Origin of the sequence: Streptomyces sp. PKU-EA00015, from assembly GCF_013387495.1 — a bacterium.
In the GTDB taxonomy this organism is placed as follows: Bacteria; Actinomycetota; Actinomycetes; order Streptomycetales; family Streptomycetaceae; genus Streptomyces.
The window spans coordinates 72,855-91,200 of record NZ_JABZEE010000008.1 but is presented as its reverse complement, the minus strand read 5'-3'; the positions used below and the strand labels follow the sequence as shown (position 1 = coordinate 91,200).

Genomic DNA, 18,346 nt, shown 5'->3' with positions numbered 1-18,346 from the left:
GGCGCTCAGCGTCCCTGGGCCAGGCGAGCCGGCTGCGGCTGCTGGCCGGGGATGCCGGGCGCCTCGCGCCGTTCGAGGCCGAAGCTGGTGAAGGCGGTGCGGCGTGGCAGGGGGTAGGGCTCCTTGCCGGTGAGCGAGTTGAGGATGGTCGCGCTGCGCCAGGCGGCGAGGCCGAGGTCGGGGGCGCCGACGCCGTGGGTGTGGCGCTCGGCGTTCTGCACGTAGACCGTTCCCGTGACGGAGGGGTCGAGCTTCATCCGGTACTGCTCGTCGACGACGGGACGGCCGGCGCTGTCGCGGCGCATGTACCGGTCGAGACCGGCGAGCAGCCGGTCCAGCGGCCGTTCGCGGTAACCGGTGGCGAGGACGACGGCGTCGGTGGTGAGCCGGGAGCGGATGCCCTGCTGGAGGTGCTCGAGGTGCAGTTCGATCTTCGTGGTGGCGACGCGGCCGGCGGTGCGGACGGTGACACCGGGCGTCAGGACGGTTTCGGGCCAGCCGCCGTGCAGGGTGCGGCGGTAGAGCTCGTCGTGGACGGCGGCGATGGTGTCGGCGTCGATGCCCTTGTGGAGCTGCCACTGCCGCGGGACGAGGTCGTTGCGGACCTGCTCGGGCAGGGCGTGGAAGTAGCGTGTGTAGTCGGGCGTGAAGTGTTCGAGGCCGAGCTTGGAGTACTCCATGGGCGCGAACGCCTCCGTGCGGGCCAGCCAGTGGATCCTCTCGGCCCCGGCGGGTCGGGCGCGCAGCAGGTCGAGGAAGACCTCGGCCCCGGACTGGCCCGAGCCGATCACGGTGACGTGTTCGGCGGCGATCAGGGCGTCGCGGTGGTCGAGGTAGTCGGCGGAGTGGATCACGGGCACACCGGGCGCGTCGGCGAGGGGCCGCAGCGGTTCGGGGACGTACGGCTCGGTGCCGATGCCGAGCGCGACGGCACGCGTGTACGCGCGGCCGAGGGCCGCGGCCTCGCCGTCGGCGTCGAGCTGGGTGAAGTCCACCTCGAACAGGTCGCGTTCGGGGTTCCAGCGGACGGTGTCGACCTGGTGGCCGAAGTGGAGTCCCGGCAGGTTCTCGCCGACCCAGCGGCAGTACGCGTCGTACTCGGCGCGCTGGATGTGGAACCTCTCGGCGAAGTAGAAGGGGAAGAGCCGTTCGCGGGCGCGCAGATGGCTGAGGAACGACCAGGGGCTCGCCGGGTCGGCGAGCGTGACCAGGTCGGCGAGGAACGGGACCTGGAGGGTGGCGCCCTCGATGAGCAGGCCGGGGTGCCAGTGGAAGGCGGGCCGCCGCTCGTAGAAGGCGGTGGCGAGGCCGCCCGGTACGCCGTGGGCGAGCGCGGCGAGGGAGAGGTTGAACGGGCCGATGCCGATGCCCACGAGGTCGTGGGGGCGGTCGAGGGCGGCCGCCGCCGTGGCGGCCTCGGGAGCGGGCGTGGCGGTCATCGGGGGGTGCTGCCTTCCACGAGTGCGAGCAGGGCGTGCAGGTGGGCGGGGGTGGCGTGCGGGTTGAGCAGGGTCGCCTTGAGCCAGACGCGGCCGTCGGCGCGGGCCCGGCCGAGGACGGCGCGGCCGCCGGTGAGGAGGGTGCGGCGGATACCGGCGGTCTGCTCGTCGGTGGCGCCGGCGGGGCGGAACAGGACCGTCGACAGGGTGGGCCGCTCGTACAGCTTCAGACCGGGATGCTTCTCGACCATGTCGGCGAGGTCCTGCGCGGCGGCGCAGACCCGGTCCACGAGTGCGCCGAGTCCGGTGCGCCCGAGGGCCCTGAGGGTGACGGCGATCTTGAGGACGTCGGGGCGTCGGGTGGTGCGCGGGGAGCGGCCGAGGAGGTCGGGCAGGCCGGCGTCCGTGTCGTCCTCGGCGTTGAGGTACTCGGCGGTGTGCGCGAGGGGGGCGAGGCGGGCCGTGTCGGACACCGCGACGAGTCCGGCCGCGACGGGCTGCCACCCGAGTTTGTGCAGGTCGAGGGTGACCGAGTGGGCGCGGTCCAGGCCGGCGACGAGAGGACGCAGGGTCCGGCTGAACAGCAGGGGACCGCCGTAGGCCGCGTCGACGTGCAGCTCGGCGCGATGCCGTGCCGTCATGTCGGCGATCTCCGGGAGCGGGTCGATGCGGCCGGTGTCGGTGGTGCCCGCGGTGGCGACGACCAGGACGGGACCGGGCAGTTCGGTGAGGGCGGCGTCCAGGGCGGCGGTGTCGTGGACCGGGACGGTGACCGGGCCGGGCAGGCCCAGCAGCCAGGCGGCGCGGCGCACGGAGTGGTGCGCGGAGTCGGCGCAGACGACCTGGAGCGGGGCGCTGTGGCGTTCGCGGGCGAGGAGGAGGGCGAGCTGGTTGGACTCGGTGCCGCCGGTGGTGACGAGGGCGTCGGGGGCGGGGGCGTGCGGGTAGACCTCGGCGGCGAGGGCCCGGGTGACGGCGCTCTCCAGCGCGGAGGCGGCCGGTGCCTGGTCCCACGAGTCCATCGACGGGTTGAGCGCGGAGGCCGCGAGGTCGGCGGCGACGGCGAGTGCGAGGGGCGGGGTGTGCAGATGGGCCGCGCACAGGGGGTCGGCCGGGTCGGCCGAGCCGTGGGCGACGGCGCGGACGAGGGCGTGGAGGGCCTCTTCGGCGCCGTGGCCCTGGTCGGGCAGGGCGTCCTTCAGCGCGTCGCGGACGTGCTCGGCGACGGCGTCCGGACCGCCGCCGGGCAGCGGCCCGCCGCGCTGCTCGGCGCCCTCCCGGAGGGCGCCGAGCACGACGCCGACCAGCGGCCGCAGGGCGTCGGGGCCGGCGGGCCCACCGGCGAGGGGCGGAAGCGGCGGGGTGGGCATGCGGGGTCCTTCGCAACGGATCAGGGCGGGGCGGGGGCGCGCCCGGGAGGCTCAACGATCCGGAGCGGAAGGGGTATTGGGTGAAACCGGGCCTCCGCCCGGACCCGTACCGCGCTTCGCGCGGTGTCCTCGAACTCCCCCTGCGGACTGGCGGCCGTGGGAGGAACCCCCGGACGGGCTGCAGTGCAGCCTCGCCGGCGATTGAGGCGCGGGGTTCGGGGCGGAGCCCGACGGGGGCGCCGGCGCATGCGCGCGCGGAGTCCCCGACGGGGCGTCACGCGCCGCGGATCCGCAGGGCCCTCGACAGGTCGTCCAGCTGGTCCACCAGCTTGCGGCGGAGAGCCGGGATCGGGGACGCCTCGCGCAGGCAGTCCTCGCCCAGGGCCAGCGCCTTCGCGTCCACCGCGTGGAGCGGGAAGGCGTACCGGCCCGCGGCCTCCGCGATCGCCGGGCCGCGGCGGGCCGCGAGGGCGACGGCGTCGGGGTAGTAGCGGGGGACGTACTCCCGTACGAGCGCGGCCTGTTCGGGCTGCCAGAAGCCCTGGGCCGTCGCTGTGAACAGGTAGTTCGACAGGTCGTCCGACGCGAACAGCCGGGACCAGGCCTCCGCCTTCGCCTGAGCCGTCGGCAGGGCGGCGCGGCAGCGGGCCGCGCCCTCCTGGCCCGTCGCGCTCGGGTCGCGGTCCAGTTCGGCCGCGATCTCCTTCTCGCCGACCGCGCCGAGGACGGCGAGGCGGGTGAGGATGCGCCAGCGCAGCTCGGGGTCGAGTTCGGGGCCGCCGGGGACGCTGCCGTCGGCGAGCCACTCCTGGATCGACGCGGGCTGGGACGCGGCGTCGATGAAGTGGCGCACGGCGGTCAGGCGCAGGCCGGGGTCGCTGCCGTCCTCGGTGTGGCGCAGCAGGGCCCGGCAGGTGTCGGTGAGCGTGGCGAGCGCGGCGGGGCGCTGCTCCGCGGGCAGGTAGCAGTCGGTGATCTGCCCGGCGGCGAAGGCCAGGACGCCCTGGACGACGGCGAGGTCGGTCTCCCGGGGGAGGTGGGCGCGGGCGGCCTCCAGGTAGGCGGTGGGCGCCAGTTCGCCGTCGCGGACCATGTCGCGTGCCGCGTTCCACACGACGGCGCGGGTCAGCGGGTCGGGGATGCCGGAGAGGGAGCGGAGCGCGGTGGCCCAGGACGCGGTGTCGAGGCGGACCTTGGCGTAGGTGGTGTCGCCGTCGTTGAGGACGACGAGCGAGGGGCGGCGCCCGGGGTGGACGTCGTGCTCGGTGAGCGGTACGTCCACGTCGAAGCGGTCCCGCAGGACCAGGCGGTCCGGCTCGATCGGGTCGGCGTCGAAGGCGCCGACGGTGATGCGGTGGGGGCGGCTGCCGTCGCGGTCGATGCCGAGCGTCCAGCCGCCCCCGGTCTCGGTGACGGTCGGGGTGAGCGTGTCGACGCCGGTGGTGCGCAGCCACACGTCGGCCCAGGCGTGCACGTCCCGGTCGGTGGCCTGCGCGAGGGAGTCGATGAAGTCGGCGAGGGTGGCGTTGCCGAACCTGTGCCGCTTGAAGTGGATGTTGATGCCGGCGAGGAAGTCCTTCTCCCCCAGCCAGGCCACGAGCTGGCGCAGCGCGGAGGCGCCCTTGGCGTAGGAGATGCCGTCGAAGTTCAGCATCGCGGACGCGGTGTCGGGCACGGCGTCCGGGTCGGGGGCGACGGGGTGGGTGGAGGGCCGCTGGTCGGCGTCGTAGCCCCATGCCTTGCGGGCGATGCCGAAGTCGACCCAGGTGTCTGTGAAGCGGGTGGCCTCGGTGAGCGTCTGGTAGCCCATGTACTCGGCGAAGGACTCGTTGAGCCAGATGTCGTCCCACCACCTGAGGGTGACGAGGTCGCCGAACCACATGTGGGCCATCTCGTGGGCGATGACCATGGCGCGGGTCTGGCGCTGGGTGTCGGTGACGGCGGAGCGGTAGACGAATTCGTCACGGAAGGTGACGAGCCCGGGGTTCTCCATGGCGCCCGCGTTGAACTCGGGCACGAAGGCCTGGTCGTACGAGTCGAAGGGGTACGGCTCCTCGAACTTCTCGTGGTACCGGTCGTAGCACTGGCGGGTGATCTCGAACAGCTCGTCCGCGTCGGCGTCGAGGTGGGCGCCGAGCGAGCGGCGCACATGGAGGCCGAAGGGCAGCCCGGCGTGCTCGGTGCGGACGGAGTGCCAGGGGCCGGCGGCCACGGCGACGAGGTAGGTGGACAGCAGCGGTGTGGGGGCACAGGTCCACCGGCCGTTGCCGTCGTGGGTCGCGATGCCGTTGCCGAGGACGGTCCAGCCCTCGGGCGCGGTGACGGTGAGGGCGAAGACGGCCTTCAGGTCGGGCTGGTCGAAGGCGGCGAAGACGCGCTGGACGTCCTCCATGAACAGCTGCGTGTAGACGTACCGCTCGCCGTCGGTGGGGTCGGTGAAGCGGTGCATGCCTTCGCCGGTGCGGGAGTAGCGCATGCTCGCGTCGACGCGCAGTTCGTGGTCCCCGGCGGCGAGGGCGGTCAGCGCGTAGCGGTTGCCGTCGAGCGCCGCGGGGTCGAGCGGCTGTCCGTCGAGGGTGAGGGAGCGCAGCTCCGCGGGCTTGAGCTCGACGAAGGTGTCCCCGGCCGCGCGCGCGGTGAAGTGGATGACGGTGCGGGAGTCGAAGGTCTCCTCGCCGGTCGTCAGATCGAGGTCGATCGTGTAGCGGTGTACGTCGATCAGCTGGGCTCGGGTCTGCGCTTCGTCGCGCGTCAATACGGACATGGGGGCCATGCTGCCCGATGGCCCCGGGAGGGCACAGGGGGGCGTGTTCCGCTGTCAGCGCACACTGTGCGCCCCGTGCGCGGAACACCGCGCGCCCGGGTGCGGGGCCCCGGCCCTACTCGTCCTGCGCCGGCGGCGGCCCGCCCGCGATGGTCTCGTGGTGGCGGATCACCTCGGCGATGATGAAATTCAGCAGTTTCTCGGCGAACGCGGGGTCCAGCTTCGCGCTCTCCGCGAGCTGGCGCAGCCGCTCGATCTGGCGGGCCTCGCGGGCCGGATCGGCGGGCGGCAGATGGTGCTCGGCCTTGAGGTGGCCGACCTGCTGGGTGCACTTGAAGCGTTCGGCGAGCATGTGCACGACCGCCGCGTCGATGTTGTCGATGCTCTCGCGCAGGCGGGTCAGTTCGGCGCGCACGTTCTCGTCGATGTCCTTCGTGGTCATGGTCATGGAGCTTACGTCCAGGTGCCGACGATGGTCGGGGGGTGTTCAGGGTCCGGGACGCGGTTGCTCCAGCCGCCGGGCACGTTGCGTCCCTGCTGTTCGCGGAAGCGGATGGGCGCGAGGCCGACGCGGCGGGTGAACAGCCGGGAGAAGTAGGCCGGGTCCTCGTAGCCGACGCGGCGGGACACGGCCGCCACGGGCAGGTCGGTGGTCGCGAGGAGCTCCTTGGCGTGGCCGAGGCGGATGGCGAGGAGGTAGTCCTTCGGGCTGCATCCGGCGCCGCGGCGGACGGCGGTGCGCAGCTCGGCGGGGGTCATGCCGTGGCGGGCCGCGTGCTCGGCGACGGACAGGGGCTGGAAGGCGTCGCGGGCGAGGGCGGTGAGGACGGGGTCGCCGTCGGCGTTGGTGTCGGCGCGGGCGCGGCGCAGGGCGACGAGGAGTTCGTGGACGGCCGCGCCGGTCTCGACCTCCAGGAGGGGGTTGCCGCGGCGGGCGGCGCGGGTGATGCGGCCGACGGCGGCGCGGGCGCCCGCGGCGTCGGCCAGGGGCACGACGGGCCGGTCGGGTTCGATGTAGCCGAGCTCGGTGTAGGTGGCGGTGGCGGGCCCGGTGAAGTCGACGAAGCTCTCGTCCCAGCCGGCGGCGGGGTCGGGCCCGTAATGGTGCGGGACCCCGGGCGTGAGCCAGATCAGGGCGGGCGCGGTGACGCTGGTGCGCCGTCCGTCGGCGCCGCGGTACCAGCCGCTGCCGGCGCTGATCACGACGGCGACGTGGTGATCGAGGGTGCGCGGGCCCACGGTGGGCAGCTGCCCGTGCTGGAGGCCGACGCCGAGGCACACGAGGCCCAGCCGGTGATGGACCGGCCTCGGGGTGAAATATCGCATCCAGGTGTGGTACATGCCCTTTTCCGCTCCCTCCCCCAGGACCCTTCCGCCGGATCGCCCGATCGGGAAGGCCGCCGCTCGGGCCCCAGTCCAAGAAAGGCCGATCTTTGTCCATGGACCGGCCGCACGCCAGACGGCGATCGTTCCGAGATGAACGAGCGAAGGACGAACGGGGGGCCGGTGCCCGAGTTCACGGTGGGTGAGAGCAACTTCCTGCTGGACGGCCGGCCGGTGCGGCTGCTGTCGGGTGCGCTGCACTACTTCCGGGTGCACGAGGGGCAGTGGGCGCACCGGCTGGCGATGCTGCGCGCGATGGGTCTCAACTGCGTCGAGACCTATGTCCCGTGGAACCTGCACGAACCGGAGCCGGGCCGCTGCGCGGACGAGGGGGCGCTCGGCCGGTTCCTGGACGCGGCCCAGGAGGCGGGCCTGTGGGCGATCGTCCGCCCGGGGCCGTACATCTGTGCCGAGTGGGAGAACGGCGGGCTGCCGCACTGGCTGACCGGGCGGCTGGGGCGCCGGGTGCGCACGTCGGACGCAGAGTACGAGGGCCACGTGGAGCGCTGGTTCACCCGGCTGCTGCCGCAGGTGGTGCGGCGCCAGCTCCCGGAGGGCGGCCCCGTGGTGATGGTGCAGGTCGAGAACGAGTACGGCAGCTACGGCTCGGACGGCGAGCACCTGCGGTTCCTGGTGGAGCTGCTGCGCGGCTGCGGTGTGACGGTCCCGCTGTTCACGTCCGACGGGCCGCAGGACCACATGCTGACGGGCGGGTCGGTGCCGGGGGTGCTGGCGACGGTGAACTTCGGGTCAGGGGCGGCCGAGGCGTTCGCGGCACTGCGCCGTCATCGGCCGAGGGGGCCGCTGATGTGCATGGAGTTCTGGTGCGGCTGGTTCGACCACTGGGGCGAGGAGCATGTCGTCCGGGACGCGAAGGACGCGGCGGGGGCCCTGCGGGAGATCCTGGAGGCCGGCGCTTCGGTGAACGTGTACATGGCGCACGGGGGGACGAACTTCGCGGGCTGGGCGGGTGCGAACCGGTCGGGTCCGATGCAGGACGAGGCGCTCCAGCCGACCGTGACGTCGTACGACTACGACGCACCGGTCGACGAGGCCGGCCGGCCGACGGAGAAGTTCTGGCGCTTCCGCGAGGTGCTCGCCGCGTACCACGACGGTCCGCTGCCGGATCTGCCGCCGCCGCCCGCCTCCCTCGGCGCGCCCGCGCGAGCGGTGCTCGACGCGTGGGCGTCGCCCGATGACGTGCTGGACGCGCTCGGCGGCCCGGAGTGGTCGGGCCCGCTGCCGCCGACGTTCGAGGAGCTGGACGTGGACCGCGGCCTGGTGCGCTACCGGTTCGACGTCCCGGGGCCGCGCGGGCCGTATCCACTGCGGGTGTCGGGCCTGCGGGACCGGGCCGTGGCGTACGTCGACGGGGAGCGGGCCGCAGTGCTGGACGGGGAGGACGCCACGCTGCCCGAGCCGGTGCCGGGTCCGGCGGCGGTCGAGCTGTGGGTGGAGTCCTGGGGCCGGGTGAACTACGGCCCCAGGACCGGCGAGCCCAAGGGCGTCACGGGCGGGGTGCTGCACGAGCGGCAGTATCTGCACGGGGTGCGGGCGCGAGCTCTGCGCCTGGACGCCTTCGAGGCGGCGGACGCGGTCGAACGGCTGCCGTGGCGGGACGCTCCCCCGGGCGAGGGGACGAGAGGGTTGTTCCGGGGCGTCGCCCAGGTGGCGTCGCCGGGTGACGCCTGGCTCGAACTGCCCGGCTGGACACGCGGGTTCGTGTGGGTCAACGGATTCGGCCTCGGCCGTTACCGGTCGGACGGTCCGCAGCAGGCGCTGTACGTGCCCGGCCCGGTGCTGCGCGCGGGCGGGAACGAGGTATGGGTGCTGGAGCTGGAGGGCTGCGCGGCCGGCCGCGGGGTTCTGCTGCGCTGACGGCCCCGTGAGCGGGCGTGCACGGGCCCGGCCCCGCAGGAGCACGGCCCGCGGGTACGGACGGACGCGGGGAACGGACGGGGACGAAGAGGGGCGGGCCCGCCGGCCCGCCCCTCCCGGTGCTCCGTGTGCGGTTCGCCTACAGTGAGGCGGCCGCGGACTTGATGGCCGAGGCGAAGGCCGACACCTCGGTGTAGACACCCGGGTAGCCGGCCCTGGCGCAGCCGTAGCCCCAGCTCACGATGCCGACCTGGATCCAGGCGCCCGCGCTGTCCCGGCGGAACATCGGGCCGCCGGAGTCACCCTGGCAGGTGTCGACACCGCCCTCGTTGTAGCCGGCGCAGATCTCCTCGCCCGGGATGAGTTCGTCGTACGCCTGCGCGCAGTCGGCGTCCGAGACGAACGGGACCTGCGCCTTGAGCAGGTAGCGCTGCTGCGGGCCGCCCTCACGGGCCGCGCCCCAGCCGGCGACGGTGAACGTGCCGCTGTTGTACGCCGTCGTCTCGGCGATCTTCAGGGTCGGCAGGTCGATCGGCCGGGCGAGCTTGATCAGCGCCCAGTCCTTGCCGGAGCCGTTGTAGCCGGGGGCCTGCAGGACCTTGGTGGAGCGGACCTTGATGGCGCTGGGGCTCTGCAGGTCCACGGCTCCCGCGGTCGCGGTGATGCTCGTGTTGTTGCCGGAGCCGCTCACGCAGTGGGCGGCGGTCAGGACGATGTCCTTGGTGTAGAGGGCACCGCCGCAGCCCATGGAGAGCCGGACCATGAACGGGAACTCGCCCTGCGCGGCACGGGTGCCGCCGACGACGGGCGGGGTGGCGGCCGACGCGGAGGTGGGCTGGAGGCTGATCGCGGCGAGCATGACGGCGCCGGCGGCGGCGCATCTCTTGAGCACGCTCAGAAGCTTCAACTGACTGCCTTCCGTGGGGGGTTGGATGTACGCCCTGGATCCGGGCGCATGCGGCAGTGCGGGGATGACATGCGCCCGACAAGTCGTGACCGGATTATGGGCACCCGGTTGCGGACCCCACAAGGCGTGCATTCCGGCCATTGATCCGCCCTGGCCCTCGCGTGCGGACCGTGGCCCGGCCGTAGAGTTGAAGGCGGTCGACTGTCGTGCATGGGGGTACGGGACGTGGCGAACGGCAGCGAGGTGGTGCACGGCTTCCCGCACCTCGACACGGTGCGGTCGGCGGTCACCGCCCTGTACCGCCGGCTCTCACCGGAGGGCGTGCACTCCTACGCCTCGAGCGTGCTGCCGGCCGACGTGGCCTTCGACGACCGGGACGACCTGCATCTGGGCGCCCAGCGGGTCGCCGGCGCCCTGGTGCGGCACCTGCGGCTCCCCGACGCCCGCATGATCGTGAGCTTCCGCGAGATGCACCACGCGGCCGGCGTCGAACTGGCGGCCGGGCCCGAGTACTTCATCGAACTGAACGACCGCTTCCGCACGCACCGGCGCGACATCGGCGCCGCCCTCGCCCACGAGATCACCCATGTGCTGCTGCACCGGCTCGGGCTCTCCTTCCCCGGCCTGCGCGACAACGAGATCCTCACCGACACGGTGACGACCTACCTCGGCGCGGGCTGGCTGCTGCTGGACGCGTTCCGCGAGGACGGCGTGTCCAGCCAGAAGCTCGGCTATCTCACCCCGGAGGAGTTCGGGTACGTGCTCGCGGGACGGGCCCTGGCCTTCGGCGAGGACCCCTCGCCGTGGTTCACCAGCGCCGAGGGCTACCGCGCCTACACCGCCGGACGCGCGGAGGCACTGCGCGACGCACGCCGCCCGCCGCTCACCACGGCAGGCCGCCTCGCCCGCCACCGCTATGCGAAGGACCGCCGCCACGCCCTGGAGGACCCCTCGCGGCAGCACGCCGGAGAGGGCGCGTACGTCTTCGAGCCGGCCCCCGGAGGGCTGCGGGTCTCCTTCCCGTGCACCACGTGCCACCAGCGCATCCGGGTGCCCGTACGGGGGCGGGTACGCGCAAGGTGCGGCCTGTGCCGGACGATTCTCGAATGCGACACCTGACCCGCCCTCCGTAGGGTCGTGCCATGGACGAGAGTCACGTGGACGAGGGCCGCACGGGTGGAGGCACGGCGGACGCGGAGCGGGCGGCGGACGCACGCGCCCTCTTCGCGGCGGTGTACGACGGCGCCGACGACGCCGTGGTGCGGCTGCTGCGCGCGGGCGTACCGGCCGAGACCGTGGACGAGGACGGGCAGACGCCGCTGTACCTGGCGGCCGTGGAGGGCGATGCGGGCATCGTCCGGCTGCTGCTCACCGCGGGCGCCGACCCCGACCGGGCGAGCGGTCCCGAGAGCGACGACCTGCCGCTGTGCGGGGCGGCGGTCGGCGGGCACACCGAGGTGGTGCGGGCCCTGCTCGCCGCGGGTGCCACGCCGGACCGGCGGGAACTGCTCGGCTTCACCGCGCTGACCTGGGCGGTCGCCCAGGGGCACGCCGGGACGGCGGAAGCGCTGCTGGAGCACGGCGCCGACCCCGATCTGGCCTGTCCGAGCGGTGAGCCGCCACTGGTCGTGGCGGCCAGGCGGGGGTCGCCGTCGACCGTGCGGGCGCTGCTGCGGTACGGCGCGAGCGCGCGGGCCGAGGCGCTGGCGGAAGCGCGCCGGTGGCTGACGCTGGACGTGGAGCGGCACCTGCGGGAGGGGCTGCTGGCCCACGATCCGGGAGCGGAGACCGTCTCGCGGCGCGTCACCGAGGACGGCGGGACGACGGTCGTGGTGGAGGTGCTGCGCGACGGCAGGCCGGCGGCCGGCAATGAGCAGCAGACCGGGCACGGGGCCATCGCCACCCTCCTGGAGGAGGAACTCGGCATCCTCACCCCGTACGCGACTCTCGCCGAACGGGCGCTGCGCGAGGGCTACCCGGACCGGGACGACTGGATCGAGTCGGTGACGGCGCTGTGGCGGCGCGGCGACGAGGAGACGTTCCAGGCCGCGGCCGCGTGGTGCGGGAGCGACGACCCGCTGCACCAGGCGTTCGCCGCGGACGTGCTGGGCCAGCTGGGGTTCGCCTACACCGGTACGGACGGAGCCGGCGACGGCGTGCGGGAGGAGGAGGACGGCGACGCACCCCGCTCCGGGGACGCCCGGCACGCGGACGGTATCGTGCGGCCGTTCGCGGCGCGGGCGTTGCCCCTGCTGCGCGAGCTGTCGCGGGAGGCGCGCGACCCCGAGCTGATCCAGGCGGCGGTCACGGCACTCGGGCACCACGCAGACCCGTCGGCGCTGGACGACATCCTGCGGCACGCCGGGCACCCGGACGCGGCGGTACGCCACCGGGTGGCGCTGGCGCTGTGCGGACAGGTTCCCGGCGACCACGCGGAGGCGGTCGCGACGCTGATCGCTCTCAGCAGGGACGCGGCCCGTGAGGTCAGGGACTGGTCCACGACGGCGCTGGCCGAGCTGGACACCGACACCCCGGAGATCCGCGAGGCACTGGCGGACCGGATCGACGACCCCGACGCGGACACCGCCGCGGAGGCGGCACGCGGGCTGGCGATCCGTCAGGATCCGCGCGCCGAAGGTGCGCTGGTGAGGCTGCTGGCCGACGGGGACCCGGAGAGTCCCGCGCACGGTACGGCGACGGACGCGGTGCGCCACATCAGGGACGACCGGCTGCGGCGGCGCCTGCAGGCGACGCTGCCACGGCGGCCGTAGGGCCGGCCGGACGCCCGCGCAGGCTCACAACAGCCGGAGTCTGCCCGGCGCGCGTTCCTCGAAGACGGCGACGATCCAGTCGAAGACGGTGGGGCCCGCTCCGGCGCGGGCACGCGCGAGCCGGTCGAGGATCTCGGCGCGGTTGTCGGGATGCGCACGTCTGGCGCGCAGTCCCAGCTGCCGTACGGTCTCCTCCCGGCCGAGGGCGCGACGGGACAGCTCGTGGTCGTGCCATTCGACGACGAAGTCGCCGTCGTCGGGGGTGCCCATGCCGCCGCCGAGGCAGTCGGCCAGGGCGTCCAGGCTGCGGCCGAAGTATCCGCCGGGGCCGTTCACCGCTTCGCCGATCACCGTCCAGAAGCTCTCCAGGTCGGTGACCTCCGCCCCGTCGATCACATAAGTGGTCGTCACAGGGCGGAGGATACCGGTGGCGGGCTGCCGTTCAGCGGTCAGCAGCCGTGGTCGACGAGGTCGAAGGACTCGTAGTGGTCGGCGGTGTAGTAGTCCTCCTGTGCCGCCTCTCCGGTGACGATCCGCCGCGCGCCGCGTGTGGGGGAACCCGGCGTGACGACGGTGTACTCGTGGTAGTAGCCGGACGACTGCGACGGCAGGATGCCCTCGCGGTTCTGGAAGACGGTGCCGTCCTGCTCGTAGGGGAACGGCCCGCCCTGCTCGATCAGGTCGAGCGTGTCGTGCGCTTGGGAGGGCAGGGCGGAGTAGCAGATCTCGCCGACCGCCGCCGAGGACGCAGGAGCGGCGGTGGCGGCCTGGCCGCCGAGGAGAAGGGTCGAGACGAGGGCGGCGACACCGCCGGCCGCGGCTATTCGTGGGGGGATTCGCATGGCAACCATTGATGCGCGTAGACCGGGCCCCGTCAACGACAACTGGGCCGAATTTCCCGCGAGTTCACCGGCTCCGGACTATCCTCCCGCGAGCCTTCACGCGTCGTCCGCGGGGCGGTCGCGAACCCCGCACAGCATCACCGCGCCCCGCACTCCGGCGCCGGCTCGGCCGCCTGCGCGAGCAGCTTCCGTACGGCTCCGCCCGCCTCGTCCGGCGTCCACCGGGCCCCAACGGCAGGCGGCGGGCCCGGCCGCCTGCCGTTGGGGCTCCGTCCCGGACCTCGCGCCGCACACGCCGACGGGGCTGGATGTTCCAGCCCCGTCCGGGGTTCCCCTCAACGGGCGCCAGGCCGCGGGGACTTCGAGGACACCGCGCGAAGAGCGGTGCAGGAGCCCGGGGCGGAGCCCCGGTTCGGGATGGGCCCTCCCACGGCCGCCGGGCCGTGGGGGGAGGGCGGTGGGGAAACGTCCCGTCAGGCCCCCGCGCCGCCGCCCCCGCGACGCGCACGCCCACGCCCGCGCCCCTCGCCCTGCGCACGCGCACGACCGTGGCCACCCGACTCGCCCTGCGCACGCGCACGACCGTGGCCGCCCGTCTCGCCCTGCGCAGGTCCGCGGCCGCGTGCCCGCGTCGTCGGGGAGTCGTCGCGCGACGCCCGTGGGGCGTCCGTGCGGTGGCGCGGCGCGGGGCGGCGTCGGCGGGACGCCGACGACGGCTTCGCGGCCGGCGCGGGCGGCTGCGGGACCTCGATCGTGACCGGCACACCCGACGGCTCCCGCGCCCCGGTGAGGCGCACCAGCTCCTCGTCGCTGGACTTGATCCTGGCCGTCCGGGGCTGTATCCCCGCATCCGCCATCAGCCGCGTCATCTCGCGGCGCTGCTCGGGCAGCACCAGCGTCACGACACTGCCGGACTCACCCGCACGGGCGGTGCGACCGCCGCGGTGCAGATAGTCCTTGTGATCGACGGGCGGGTCCACGTTGACGACCAGGTCGAGGTCGTCGACGTGGATGCCCCGGGCCGCCACGTTCGTCGCGACCAGCGCGGTGACCTGACCGTTCTTGAACTGGTCCAGGGTGCGGTTGCGCTGCGGCTGCGAACGGCCGCCGTGCAGGGCCGCCGCGGGCACGCCGCTGGCCAGTAGCCGCTTGGCGAATCGGTCGGCGGTCCGCTTGGTGTCGACGAAGAGGATCACCCGGCCGTCGCGGGCTGCGATGCGTACGGCGACGGCCTTCTTGTCGGTCTCGTCGGCGACGTGCAGCACGTGGTGCTCCATCGTCGTCACCGCACCGGCGGACGGGTCGACGGAGTGCACGACGGGGTCGCTGAGGTACAGCCGCACCAGCCGGTCGATGTTCTTGTCCAGCGTCGCGGAGAACAGCATCCGCTGGCCGTCCGGCTCGACCTGCTTCATCAGCGCCGTGACCTGCGGCATGAAGCCCATGTCGGCCATCTGGTCGGCCTCGTCGAGAACCGTGACGGACACCTGGTCGAGGCGGCAGTCGCCGCGTTCGACGAGGTCGATCAGCCGGCCGGGCGTCGCCACGAGCACCTCGGCGCCGCGCCGCAGCGATCCCGCCTGCTTGTTGATCGACAGCCCGCCGACGACTGTGGCGAGCCGCAGCTGCACGGAGGTCGCGTAGGGGGCGAGCGCGTCGGTGACCTGCTGCGCCAGTTCGCGCGTCGGAACGAGGACGAGGGCCAGCGGCGCCTTCGGCTCGGCGCGCCGGCCCGCGGTGCGGGCGAGCAGCGCGAGCCCGAAGGCGAGCGTCTTGCCCGAGCCGGTGCGGCCGCGGCCGAGGACGTCCCGTCCGGCCAGGGAGTTCGGCAGAGTCGCCGCCTGGATGGGGAAGGGAGCGGTGACGCCCTGTGCGTCCAGGGTCTTGAGCAGGGCGGCCGGCATGTCCAGCTCACCGAACGCCTGGACGGCAGGCAGCGCCGGGGTGACGGTTTCCGGCAGCGTGAATTCCTGCGGCGCGACCGGCCGGCGGGCGGCGGACTTCGCGGCGCCCTTCGCCGGGGCCTTGGCACGCGAGGTGGCGCGGGTGCCTGCCGGTCGCTTGCGTACCGGACGTTCGGAGCGGTTCATAGGCAGTGCCTTCCTGGTCCCTGTGGACAGAACGAGCCGGGGCCCGCACCGTGCGGTGCGGGCCCCGGCCGAGGTGTACGTCCAGCGATCAGGCCGGGACGATGTTCTCCGCCTGCGGGCCCTTCTGGCCCTGCGTGACGTCGAAGGTGACCTTCTGGCCTTCCTGGAGCTCGCGGAAGCCCGAGGTGGCGATGTTCGAGTAGTGGGCGAAGACGTCGGCGCCGCCGCCGTCCTGCTCGATGAAGCCGAAGCCCTTTTCCGCGTTGAACCACTTCACGGTGCCAGTTGCCATGTCATTCTCCTAAAACGGGGCAAGCCGAGAATCCACACTGCGTGGACTCCCTGTCGCTGCATTGACCCCATCCGGAGAGTGCCGGAAACAAAACATGCGCCTGAGGAAGCATTCCCGTCAGGCGCACACAAAGTTCATGGGTACCAAAACTGCAACGCCTTCACCGTAGCACGTATCGGCGGTGAAGGTCGGGATCCCTCGGGCAGAATCTCTCCATGGACATGGACACGACCAAGAACACCCCCCGTACGCTCTGGTCCCTCATCGAACCCGTCCACGCCGTCACCTACTTCGCGCCCGAGTCCCACGCCGCCTTCGAGGAGGCCGGGCTGCGCGGATTCTGGCGCGGCTATTTCGCCGGGCGCGCCGCGCCGCTGGGGCCGGTCGGCCCGGGGCCGGTGGTGGCGGCGTTCTTCTCGTTCGCCCCCGCGATGGCGGCCCGCGCGCTGCCGTCCGTGTGGGACCGGGTCTCCCCCGCGGAGGCGCTCGCCGTGCGCCGCTCGGGGGCGCGGGCGGCGCTGCGCCGCCTGCTCGCCGGCCTGGAGACGGAGACCGCCCGGGCCGCGGAGCTCCTGACCCCGTACGCCCGGGACCTCGACGTCGGGGGCCGTCCACTGGCCGCGGCGAACGCCGGTCTGCCCTGGCCCGACGACCCGGTCGACCGGCTGTGGCACTGCGCCACGCTCCTGCGCGAGCACCGCGGGGACGGGCATGTGGCGGCGCTGGAGGCAGCGGGGCTCGACGGCTGCGAGATCCTGGCGCTGCGGGCGGGTATCGACCTGCCGCGCTCCGAACTCCAGCCGCACCGCGGGTGGTCGGACGAGCAGTGGTCGGCGGCCTGCCAACGCCTGACGGACCGCGGGCTGTTGGGACCGGACGGTACGGCGACGGACGCCGGCCGCGAGGTCCACCGCGCGGTGGAGGCGGCGACGGACGGGGCGGCGGTGGGGGCGGGGGCGGCCGATGAGCTGCTGAAGACGCTGACGCCGCTGTCGCGGGCGTGCGCGGATGCGCTGCGCTTCCCGAACCCGATAGGCCTGCCGGCGGCCGGGACCTAGGGTCTTTCGTTTGGATCAGGCCGGATCAGTGAGTGGGGGTCCCCCCACGCCCGCAGGGCGTAGGGGGAGGGTCTGGTGCGTGCGATCGCAAGGCGGAGGAGGGAGACAATGGCGGAGCCATGGCGACCGACGACAACGCGGCGAGCGTGCGTGCCAGGGCCCGCGAGCCCGGCATGATCCAAACGAGAGGCCCTAGACTAGGCCCTCTCTTCCGGATCTTGCCGAAGACTCCGCCCCCGGACCCCCGCGCCTCCATCAGGTGCGTACGGCGATACCGTCCAGCACCATCGACAGGTACTGGCGGGCGATCTCCTCGGGGCTGTGCTGTCCGTCCGGCCGGTACCAGGACGCGGCGACCCATACGGTGTCGCGCACGAAGCGGTAGGTGAGCCGGACGTCGAGGTCGGCGCGGAAGACGCGTTCCGCGACGCCGCGCTCCAGCGTTCCGAGCCAGGCCTTCTCGAACTTGGCCTGGGATTCGGCGAGATAGCCGAAGCGCGGCTGCGCGGCCAGGTGCCGGGACTCCTTCTGGTAGATGGCGACGGCCGCCCGGTGCCGGTCGATCTCGCGGAACGATTCGGTGACGAGCGCCTCGATGGTCTCGCGCGGTCCGAGGCCGGCGGCGAGCACGGCGTCGTACCCGGCCCAGAGCTCGTCGAGGAACGTGGAGAGGATCTCGTCGAGCATCGACTCCTTGGAATCGAAGTGGTAGTAGAGGCTGCCGGCGAGCATGCCGGCCTCGTCGGCGATGCGGCGGACGGTGGTCGCGTTGTAGCCGTGTGCGGCGAACACCTCGGCCGCCGTGGCGAGGAGTTCGGCGCGCCGCTCGGGCGGGGCCGGGTTCACCTGGTTCTTCTTCGTCGGGGGCACGCGTCCATTGTCGTCCCGCCCGTCCGTCCCGTTACACATGCCGGCTGCTGACTCAGACGCCCTCGCCGGTCAGGGACGACGCGTAGCCGGATCGACGCGTGGGGCAGCCCGCCGGTGCGCCGGACGCGGGTGCTGTCCGGCGAAGACGCCGGTCAGCGACGCCGCATCGTCCTGACCTCCGCGCCCGGCCGCCAGGTCCGCACGACGAGTTCGTCGCCCTCGACACAGGTGCGCACCACCTCGCCTAGCTCGGCCCGGAAGAGGTGGAAGGGCTCGGGCGGCTCGGCCTCGGCGGCGAAGCGCGCCACCTCCTCGGGGTCGGTCACCTCGACCGCCCGCCCGGAGACGCGCACGTCACCGCCGTCCATGGAGTCGTCGGCCCCCGGATTGGCATGCAGGGCGAAGCGCGGATCGCGCTGGAGATCCTGCGCCTTGCGGGAGTAGGGCATCATGCCGAGCCACAGCTCACCGAAGCGGAAGTCCACCTCCAGGCCGGTCAGGCGGGGCGATCCGTCCTTGCGCAGGGTGGCGAGCACATGGTGCCTGTAGCGCTCGAAGCGGTGCTGGACGGTCTCGGCGAAGGCGGGCTCGGCGGTCCGGAAGGCGGACCAGGGGGCGAAGGTCATGACCTCATCCCACCAGGGAAACCGGACATCTTCTGTCGGGTTTCGGCGGCGTCATC

At 73.5% G+C, this 18,346-nt stretch carries 16 protein-coding genes; 4 read left to right on the top strand and 12 right to left on the bottom strand.

Features of this window, described 5'->3' with window-relative positions:
• Nucleotides 1–5: 5 nt before the first annotated feature.
• The 5 genes from HW130_RS08310 to HW130_RS08290 form a co-directional block, all read right to left on the bottom strand.
• Nucleotides 6–1,439 (bottom strand): lysine N(6)-hydroxylase/L-ornithine N(5)-oxygenase family protein, encoded by a 1,434-nt coding sequence (locus tag HW130_RS08310; protein ID WP_177148788.1) that lies wholly within the window; start codon nucleotides 1,437–1,439, stop codon nucleotides 6–8.
• Nucleotides 1,436–2,809, bottom strand: coding sequence for an aminotransferase class V-fold PLP-dependent enzyme (locus HW130_RS08305; RefSeq protein WP_177148787.1), 1,374 nt, complete (start codon nucleotides 2,807–2,809; stop codon nucleotides 1,436–1,438). Before HW130_RS08305 ends, HW130_RS08310 begins: the two co-directional genes overlap by 4 nt.
• Before the next feature lie 274 nt (nucleotides 2,810–3,083).
• On the bottom strand, nucleotides 3,084–5,573 hold the full coding sequence (gene pepN / locus HW130_RS08300; protein WP_177148786.1) for an aminopeptidase N: 2,490 nt from the start codon (nucleotides 5,571–5,573) through the stop codon (nucleotides 3,084–3,086).
• Between the two features lie 115 nt (nucleotides 5,574–5,688).
• Entirely contained in the window at nucleotides 5,689–6,015 is a 327-nt protein-coding gene (locus HW130_RS08295) for a chorismate mutase (protein ID WP_177148785.1), read from the bottom strand.
• Between the two features lie 11 nt (nucleotides 6,016–6,026).
• Nucleotides 6,027–6,914 carry an AraC family transcriptional regulator gene (locus tag HW130_RS08290; RefSeq protein WP_177148784.1) on the bottom strand — a complete coding sequence of 296 codons (888 nt, stop codon included), beginning with the start codon at nucleotides 6,912–6,914 and terminating at the stop codon, nucleotides 6,027–6,029.
• Nucleotides 6,915–7,079: 165 nt separating this feature from the next.
• Between HW130_RS08290 and HW130_RS08285 the strand changes: the two genes are divergently transcribed.
• Nucleotides 7,080–8,834, top strand: a complete 1,755-nt coding sequence (locus tag HW130_RS08285; RefSeq protein ID WP_177148914.1) for a beta-galactosidase family protein — start codon at nucleotides 7,080–7,082, stop codon at nucleotides 8,832–8,834.
• 139 nt (nucleotides 8,835–8,973) lie between these two features.
• Here HW130_RS08285 and HW130_RS08280 read toward each other — a convergent pair whose 3' ends face one another.
• Entirely contained in the window at nucleotides 8,974–9,693 is a 720-nt protein-coding gene (locus HW130_RS08280; protein WP_256355974.1) for a trypsin-like serine protease, read from the bottom strand.
• 258 nt (nucleotides 9,694–9,951) lie between these two features.
• Between HW130_RS08280 and HW130_RS08275 the strand changes: the two genes are divergently transcribed.
• Both HW130_RS08275 and HW130_RS08270 read left to right on the top strand, forming a co-directional pair.
• A complete protein-coding gene (locus HW130_RS08275) occupies nucleotides 9,952–10,860 on the top strand; it encodes a hypothetical protein (protein WP_177148783.1) in 909 nt (302 codons plus the stop codon).
• Between the two features lie 23 nt (nucleotides 10,861–10,883).
• On the top strand, nucleotides 10,884–12,512 hold the full coding sequence (locus tag HW130_RS08270; protein WP_177148782.1) for an ankyrin repeat domain-containing protein: 1,629 nt from the start codon (nucleotides 10,884–10,886) through the stop codon (nucleotides 12,510–12,512).
• A 24-nt stretch (nucleotides 12,513–12,536) separates the two neighbouring features.
• On the opposite strand, the gene HW130_RS08265 is transcribed toward HW130_RS08270, so the two are convergent.
• The 4 genes from HW130_RS08265 to HW130_RS08250 form a co-directional block, all read right to left on the bottom strand.
• Nucleotides 12,537–12,923: a barstar family protein gene (locus HW130_RS08265; RefSeq protein WP_177148781.1), complete on the bottom strand. Its 387-nt coding sequence runs from the start codon at nucleotides 12,921–12,923 to the stop codon at nucleotides 12,537–12,539.
• A 38-nt stretch (nucleotides 12,924–12,961) separates the two neighbouring features.
• A complete protein-coding gene (locus HW130_RS08260) occupies nucleotides 12,962–13,354 on the bottom strand; it encodes a ribonuclease domain-containing protein (protein WP_177148780.1) in 393 nt (130 codons plus the stop codon).
• Between the two features lie 473 nt (nucleotides 13,355–13,827).
• On the bottom strand, nucleotides 13,828–15,444 hold the full coding sequence (locus HW130_RS08255) for a DEAD/DEAH box helicase (RefSeq protein WP_177148779.1): 1,617 nt from the start codon (nucleotides 15,442–15,444) through the stop codon (nucleotides 13,828–13,830).
• An 88-nt stretch (nucleotides 15,445–15,532) separates the two neighbouring features.
• A complete protein-coding gene (locus HW130_RS08250) occupies nucleotides 15,533–15,736 on the bottom strand; it encodes a cold-shock protein (RefSeq protein WP_020871138.1) in 204 nt (67 codons plus the stop codon).
• Between the two features lie 215 nt (nucleotides 15,737–15,951).
• Here HW130_RS08250 and HW130_RS08245 point away from each other — a divergent pair, with 215 nt between their 5' ends.
• Nucleotides 15,952–16,794: a hypothetical protein gene (locus HW130_RS08245; protein WP_177148778.1), complete on the top strand. Its 843-nt coding sequence runs from the start codon at nucleotides 15,952–15,954 to the stop codon at nucleotides 16,792–16,794.
• A gap of 255 nt (nucleotides 16,795–17,049) precedes the next feature.
• Here the strand turns inward: HW130_RS08245 and HW130_RS08240 are convergent, their stop codons facing one another.
• Nucleotides 17,050–17,664 (bottom strand): TetR family transcriptional regulator, encoded by a 615-nt coding sequence (locus HW130_RS08240; protein WP_177148777.1) that lies wholly within the window; start codon nucleotides 17,662–17,664, stop codon nucleotides 17,050–17,052.
• 152 nt (nucleotides 17,665–17,816) lie between these two features.
• Nucleotides 17,817–18,290 carry a pyridoxamine 5'-phosphate oxidase family protein gene (locus tag HW130_RS08235; protein ID WP_177148776.1) on the bottom strand — a complete coding sequence of 158 codons (474 nt, stop codon included), beginning with the start codon at nucleotides 18,288–18,290 and terminating at the stop codon, nucleotides 17,817–17,819.
• Nucleotides 18,291–18,346: the final 56 nt, after the last annotated feature.